This is a genomic window from Streptomyces chengmaiensis (genome assembly GCF_029846775.1).
Classification (GTDB): domain Bacteria; phylum Actinomycetota; class Actinomycetes; order Streptomycetales; family Streptomycetaceae; genus Streptomyces; species Streptomyces chengmaiensis.
Map to the genome: position 1 here is coordinate 1 of NZ_JARWBG010000111.1, position 6,651 is coordinate 6,651.

Genomic DNA, 6,651 nt, shown 5'->3' on the forward strand with positions numbered 1-6,651 from the left:
CCCGGCCGATACGCAAGGAATGACCAATCAATGATCAAACCACCCGAAACAGGGAACATCACGCCAGTTCGAGCATGGTCGGCGGCACCGTCGATGTTCGGCGCCCCGGTGGGGAATCGTGAACACGCGGGTGGGGAATTACGTGGCGCTGATCATGCAGATCGTGGGGAATTACGTGACCGCCGACAGCCAACTCGCCGAGAAGCCGGTCGATGCCGTACTCCTCGACCTGCGCGAGAGTGGTGGCGTCAATGCCCGGGGCGCCGTTGTTCCGACGCACCGTCGCCCACGCGCGCCGCAGGACGTCCCTGCGGTGGACCTTGTCCCCCAGCGCGTGGAACCGCCGTCCGGGATCGGCCTTGGCCGCCCGGTAGAGCGCATGCTGCAAAGCTCGGACCGGATCCAGCTTCAGGGATCCCGACGTGGCGGAACTAGCCGAAACGGCACTCACCAAGCCCCTCCAGACAACCTGCGCATCGACGAAGCAGCGGCCCTTCCCTGGCCGGCGGTTGTGTTGTCCGCCGGCTCATCGCGGTACTACGGCCGCCTCCGACGCCCACCCGGCTCGCGCCCACTTCCCGGGGTGCACCCGGTTATAGGACGCTCAGCTTCCGGCAGCACCTATCCGCAGGCCACCGGGCCGGGGAGGGCCTCCCCAGTTCCCGCTGTCACCGTCGCATCGTTCCATGCCCCATACGCCGGGGAGTCCCTCACGGCTGCATCTCCAGGATCTTCGCCGCTTCCATGGCCTTCACCCTGATTTCGGGGGCTCGGCACTCCCTGTCCCCGCCCCGAGAGGCGGGCCTCTAACGACGCCGCAGGCTTCGCGTGATGCTACGGACCGCTGCTTTTCTCCCCCTTTGCAGGGCTTTCGACACTGGGCTTCGACGCCGGGCGTTTCCCCCCGACGCCGCCAGTCTGCTACCGGGCCTCCTGGCAGCTACCCGGACCGGACTTGCACCGGCAGGCGACAGCGAGCTTACGACCGAAGATCGACTACGTCATCAAGACCTCCAGTCTGCTGGGCGCGCGCAAGATCGAGGCTAAGAGACGTAAAGACGCCGGTTCCTCGCGTACTCCTCTCCATCCCGCTCGCCGGACCCGCACCATCTGGCAGTGCTGGCACGTCCCGGCTTTGTCAGGGCCGCTCCCGCCCTTCCCGGCGTCTCCCGGGTCGGACTGCGCTCAGCTCCCGCCAGGCTGCTGCGACAGCCTGGCGAGGAGGTCTTGCACCTCCTTCGATTCACCGCGCCTCACGGCGCACGAGCGCCTCGTGGCGCAACTCGAAGACGAGCCAGGCTCCACTCACCGCCGCGAGCCTTCCGCGCAGGGCCACACCTCCCGGGCCCACCCGGCCACCGCGTCGTCGTCCCGCTCGATCGCACGTCGGGCCGGGACCTGGCAGGACCAGCCGTTGCGGACCAGGAGCTTGCGCACGCCCTGGATGGTGTAGGTCAGGTGGAAGCGTCGGCCGATCACCGTCTTGACCCGCGCCAGCGTCCACCGCTGGTCTTCCCAGCCGTGAGCGGCCGGCCCCTTGGCCAGCTCCGCTTCCAGCTGGGCGAACTGCTCCTGGCTCAGCCTCGGCAGCGACGCCGGTCCCTGCGACCGCAGGGCACGCGGGCCGCCCTCGTCCCACGTCCGCCGCCACCGCTGCACCGATCGGACACTGACCCGCAGGTCCTTGTACTACAGCCTCAGATCATGTGACTGGTGATCGGTGCTGACCGTTGTCGGTCATGCTGATGGATGTGAGTGCGGAGCACGTTGGGTGGCCGCGCACGCGGACTATGGCAAGGACCCCGCCCTCAGGTCATTCCTGCACGAGCACAGGATCTGCTACGTGCTCGCGGTGCCGGTCACCCTGCCGCTGGCGGGTCCGCCGGGCAAGCCGTACCTGCCGAAGGTCGCGGCGGCCGGTGACCTGCTGCACTACGCCACCGTGCGCGACGCGTGGGAGCGCCGCAGCCAGGGCGAGGGTTCCAAGGGGGCAGCGGTACTACGACTGGACCTGGTTCGAGGTGCTGCTGCTCGGCCAGCAGCCCGCCGACGGCTTCGCCCACCACCTGCTGATCCGCCGCTCCACCGACAAGAAGCAGCTCGCCGGCGGCCGCGTCGACTTCGAGTGCGCCTATTTCCTCGTGCACCACCACCGCGAGGCAGCACTGCCGGAGGCTGTGCGCAGGGCCGGGGTGCGCTGGAAGATCGAGGAGAACAATGAGCTGGCCAAGCAGATCACCGGCCTCGGCCAGTACCAGGTCCGCCGCTGGACATCCTGGCACCGGCACGTGACCTGCGCGAGGCTCGCCCTGGCCTTCCTGACCGTCCAGCACGCCCACCACCCCGACCCGGACGGCGAATCCAAAGCCGATCTCCCCGGGCAGCTGGTCGGACGGAACCCGGCGGACACGGGAAAAGCACCGGCGACAGCGGGAAGCGGCGCCTTCCACTGATCCGGCTGACCGTCCCGGCCCTCGCCACGCTCCTCGCGGCCACCGCCCTGACCGCCCACCACAGCGACGCGTACCACCTCCAGCAGCACCACTGGCGAGCCCTTCACCAGACCCGGGCCACCGTCAGCCACTACAACCAGCGCGGCGACCCCCTCCCAGCCCGCCTCCGCCCCTGGCGACAACCCGAGCAGAACCGATCACAACCTCAAGATCTGAGGCTGTAGTACTTGGCGATCACCGAACTCGCCTCACCCAGCGCGAACCGCTCCGCCGCCTGGAGCCGTAACTCCTCGCGGAACTGCTGGCGTTCGGCGGTCAGCCCCCCCTTGTGGATACCGCATGCCCCGGTGATACCGCAGCGGACGACCAGCCGTCACCCCCTACGACACCACAAGTTCAATCTCAGTAAGCAGGGGGAACTTCCTTGGTCCGATCACTGTTCCGCCCCGATGGGACCAACTGCGCGGCGCGATACATAGCCGTGGATCCCCGGTTCCCGAAACCGGGGATCCACTTCGGCCATCAGGGGGATCTGGATTCGGGCACTGTGGGCCTCCGTGCCCCGGGGCACGCTGTCTGCTACAGATACTGTCACGACGGCAGAAGACAGCGGTCATCGTCGACCATCAGCCAGCCCCGGTCACCGTCCGCCGCAAAGAGCTGCTCACCCGGCTCACGGCGCGGTGGTGCGAGTGGTGCCGGCGTCTCGCTCCGGTGGAGACCCACCAGGTCCGCAAGCTTGCCGACCTCGACCAGCCGGGGCGACCACAGCCCGCGTGGGCGCAACTGATGGCCAAACGGCGCCGCAAGACCCTCGTGGTCTGCGCGGACTGCCACGAGGCCATCCACACCGGGCAACCGACCGCGACACCCACGGGATAGTCACTGGAGAGCTACGTGCATCAAAAGGTGCCCGCGTGGTTCGGACCGGAGGCCGTTGGAAAAGGCGCCGCACACAGCGGAAACCTCGCCAACGGCCTACCGGTGTTCCTGGCCGCGGTGCGTGACCTGACCCGCCTGGAGCTGGTCACCGAGGCGGTTCGCGCCGCACTCGAAGAGGTCGCAGGCATCTCTCCTCATCTGCTGGAGGAGCTGGTCGACGAGGGCTGGGGGCTGCGCTACGGTCGGCCGGTCCGCCTGGGGAAGAATCCCACCAAGCCCATGACCAGGATTCTTGCCACCGGAAACGACGCCGTCCGGCTTCTGGAACACCTCTACCGGTACGGAGCGGACCGCATGTCCGGTCCTCGTGTTCAGGCTCTGCAGCAGATCATGGTGCAGAACTATCGCCGTGATGCTGCTGGGCACCTTCGCTGGCGCACCGCCGAGAAGGAAGGCGGGGCGGGTCTGCCGCCGTCGTCGAGGGCGATCGTCTCGCCCTACGACACCTCAGCCCGCTACGCGAGGCACGGGCACATCATCAGCTGGAAGGGGTTCGCCGCTCATCTGACCGAGACCTGTGCTGCCGATGGCCCCAACGTGATCACGGATGTCGCCACCACCGCGGCCACCACCCGCGACAGCCAGGTCCTGCCCGGCATCCACACCCGCCTCTCCCGACGCGGCCTGCTGCCCGCCGAGCACCTGGTCGACGCCGGCTACACCTCTCTGCCCCACCTGGAACAGGCCGCCCGTGAACACCAGGTCACCGTCTCCGGTCCACTGAAGAGCAACCCGACCCGCCAGCACCGCCGAGGCGAGGGCTTCGCCCGGGACGACTTCCATATCGACTTCGAACGTCAGCAGGTCACCTGTCCCCAGGGGCAGGTCAGCGCGGGCTGGCACGGCCCCTACCCGACCTCCTCTCCCACCGCGGCCCCGCTGATCGTCGCACGGTTCACCAAGGGCCAGTGCCGTCCCTGCCCGGCCCGCACCCAGTGCACCAGCACCGCCGACAACGCCCGCACCGTGGGCTTCCCCCCACGAGAGCTCCGCGACCTGCAACTCCGCGTCCGCGCTGAGCAGCAGACGCCCGAGTGGAAGACGCGTTACGCGGTCCGCTCCGGAGTGGAGAGCACGGTCAACGAGTTCGCCCACGGACACGGCATGCGGCGCTGCCGCTACCGCGGACAGGGAAAGGCCCACGTCCAGCACGTCCTGACAGCCATCGCCGTCAACATCGAGCGCCTCAGCGGACTGCCACCAGCCGTGGAAGCCCCCACACCCCGCCGATCGACTGCCTTCCAGAACTACCTCGACCAACGCGAGATCCCTCGCCTGAAGTCCTGGCGAACCCTGGGCAGTTGACTCCGCCGACACCAAGATCCCCGACAGAGTCAAGCTAAGTCTTTTGCTAGTTTTCGTTGTGGGTCTGTCTAATCAACGGCCCTGTCTCAATTTCGGTGGTGACGGAGTGTCGTGAGCGTCGTTGACATTCGCGTGAAGGATGTCAATGAGCTTGTGCAGACGGCGTTCTCGGGCCTGTCTCCGCTGGCCATCGAGGATGTAGCCGACGAAGGCGAGCGGATCATGGTGCGGGCACGGACGCCGCAGGACGCCGCGGTCTGCCCGGTGTGCGGGGCAGGGTCGGAGCGCGTGCACGGCTATCACTGGCGGACGGTGGCCGACCTTCCGGTCGATGAACGACGGGTGGTGGTCCGTGTGCGGGTGCGCCGACTGGTGTGCCCGACACGCGGCTGCCGCCACACCTTCCGCGAGCAGGTGCCCGGAGTGCTCGACCGATACCAGCGGCGGACCACCCGCCTGACCAGGCAAGTCAAGGCCGTGGTCAAGGAGTTAGCGGGCCGGGCTGGGGCTCGCCTGCTGGAGATACTCGCGGTGAGCCTGTCGCGTCACACGGCCCTGCGCACGCTGCCACGCATCACGCTGCCTGCCGGGCGAGTACCCCGCGTGATCGGTGTCGATGATTTCGCGTTGCGCCGGCGCCACCGCTACGCCACCGTGATCATCGACGCCGAGACTCATGAACGGATCGACGTGCTGCCCGACCGCACCGCCGACACCCTCGAAGCATGGCTGCGGCAACACCCGGGCATCGAGGCCGTGTGCCGTGACGGCTCGGCGACCTACGCCGAAGCGATCCGCCGCGCCCTGCCCGACGCGACGCAGATCGCGGACCGGTGGCATGTCTGGCACAACCTGTGCGAGGCCGCGCTGAGCGAGGTCAAGGCACACAGCACCTGCTGGGCCGCCGTCCTGGACGCGCCGATCTACGACGGGCCCCGCGCCCGGAGCACCCTGGAGCGTTGGCACCAGGTCCATGGGCTGCTCGACCAAGGCGTGGGCCTGCTCGAATGCGCCCGCCGCCTGCAGCTGGCCCTGAACACCGTCAAACGCTACGCCCGCGCCGACAAGCCCGAACGCATGCTCCGCGTCCCAAAGTACCGCGCCAGCCTCGTCGACCCCTACCGCGAGCACCTGTGCAAACGCCGGGCCGAAGACCTTCCGTCCCCGTCAAGCACCTCTTCGAGGAGATCAAGGCCCTCGGCCTCACCGGCTGCCTGAACCTCCTGCACAAGTACATCAACCAGGGTCGCGCAGACGCCGACCGCAGTCACATCTCCCCGCGCCGGCTCGCCCGGATGCTGCTGACCAGGCCGGACAATCTCAAGGCCGAACAACGCGACCTCCTGGACAAACTCACCGCCGCCTGCCCCGAGATGAATCAACTGGCCGCCGGAGTACGGGACTTCGCCCCGCTCCTCACACCTCGCGTCGACAACGCCGACGCGCTCACGCACTGGATCACCCGGGTCCGCGGTGCCGATCTGCCCCACCTGCACGCCTTCACCCGCGGCCTGGAGCGAGACCTCGACGCCGTGAACGCCGCGCTCACCCTTCCGTACAGCAACGGTCCCACCGAGGGCGTCAACACCAAGACCAAGCGGATCGCGCGCCAGATGCACGGACGAGCAGGCTTCGCCCTGCTCCGTCACCGCATCCTCCTCGGGTAGCAACACACTCCGTCACCACCGAATACGAGACAGGGCCGTTGATTAGACACTCCCTTCGTTCGGTGGGTTGATTTTGGTGAGGTAGTCGGCGCGGTGTCGCAGGGCTTGATCAAGTTCCGTGAGTGCCGGGGTTGTTGGTAATACCCAGGATGGCGAGTGCTCGTTCGGGTTCGTGCCGGATGGCGCGGGTGGTCTTGGCGATGTTGTCGGCTCCGAGGAGCTTCAGGGTGCCGATGGCGAGGTTGCGGAAGGTGGCCATGGCGCGGGGCGCGTTGCCGGCGTGG

At 68.0% G+C, this 6,651-nt stretch carries 4 protein-coding genes and 3 pseudogenes; 4 read left to right on the forward strand and 3 right to left on the reverse strand.

Features of this window, described 5'->3' with window-relative positions; translation table 11 throughout:
- Positions 1-58: 58 nt before the first annotated feature.
- Together QCN29_RS36345 and QCN29_RS36350 are read right to left on the reverse strand one after the other, a co-directional pair.
- Complete coding sequence (locus QCN29_RS36345; protein ID WP_279933528.1) at positions 59-451, reverse strand: hypothetical protein; 393 nt, start codon at positions 449-451, stop codon at positions 59-61.
- An 831-nt stretch (positions 452-1,282) separates the two neighbouring features.
- Positions 1,283-1,686, reverse strand: a pseudogene (locus tag QCN29_RS36350) (helix-turn-helix domain-containing protein); the annotation flags it as partial.
- 233 nt (positions 1,687-1,919) lie between these two features.
- Between QCN29_RS36350 and QCN29_RS36355 the strand changes: the two are divergent.
- The gene (locus tag QCN29_RS36355) at positions 1,920-2,453 is read left to right on the forward strand and encodes a hypothetical protein (protein ID WP_279933529.1); all 534 of its coding nucleotides are present in this window, start codon (positions 1,920-1,922) and stop codon (positions 2,451-2,453) included.
- Between the two features lie 226 nt (positions 2,454-2,679).
- Here QCN29_RS36355 and QCN29_RS37400 read toward each other — a convergent pair.
- Positions 2,680-2,794, reverse strand: a pseudogene (locus tag QCN29_RS37400) (IS630 family transposase); the annotation flags it as partial.
- A 373-nt stretch (positions 2,795-3,167) separates the two neighbouring features.
- On the opposite strand from QCN29_RS37400, the gene QCN29_RS37305 reads away from it, so the two are divergent.
- From QCN29_RS37305 to QCN29_RS36370, 3 genes and pseudogenes are all read left to right on the forward strand, one after another.
- On the forward strand, positions 3,168-3,335 hold the full coding sequence (locus QCN29_RS37305) for an HNH endonuclease (RefSeq protein ID WP_398860701.1): 168 nt from the start codon (positions 3,168-3,170) through the stop codon (positions 3,333-3,335).
- Between the two features lie 15 nt (positions 3,336-3,350).
- A complete protein-coding gene (locus tag QCN29_RS36365) occupies positions 3,351-4,700 on the forward strand; it encodes a transposase (RefSeq protein WP_279933532.1) in 1,350 nt (449 codons plus the stop codon).
- 132 nt (positions 4,701-4,832) lie between these two features.
- Positions 4,833-6,367: pseudogene (locus QCN29_RS36370) on the forward strand (ISL3 family transposase).
- The last annotated feature ends 284 nt before the right edge of the window (positions 6,368-6,651 follow it).